The organism is Microbacterium sp. ZXX196, assembly GCF_009709595.1.
Taxonomy (GTDB): domain Bacteria; phylum Actinomycetota; class Actinomycetes; order Actinomycetales; family Microbacteriaceae; genus Microbacterium; species Microbacterium excoecariae.
Genome location: NZ_WMEE01000361.1, coordinates 1 through 253, shown reverse-complemented (window position 1 = coordinate 253; position 253 = coordinate 1). Strand labels below are relative to the sequence as shown.

The 253-nt window shown below is 64.8% G+C and carries 1 protein-coding gene; it reads left to right on the top strand.

The annotated features are described in order from the left end of the window. Positions 1-253: hydantoinase B/oxoprolinase family protein (locus GJQ66_RS13330; protein WP_196215937.1), on the top strand; the 253-nt coding region annotated here is incomplete at both ends.

Below are 253 nucleotides of genomic sequence, written 5' to 3'. Positions count from 1 at the left end.
CTGATCAACAACGTCAACGGCAGCTTCCGCGACTATCCGATCGAGGTGTTCGAACACCGCTATCCCATGCGGATCACCAAGTACGGCATCCGACAGGACAGCGGCGGTGAAGGCGAGTTTCGCGGCGGCAACGGCAGCTACCGCGAATACGAGCTGGACGGCGACACCACGCTGTCGCTGTGGTTCGAGCGCTCGCTCACGCGACCCTGGGGTCTGTCGGGCGGCTCGGAGGGGCTTGGCCCGAGGGTCGAGA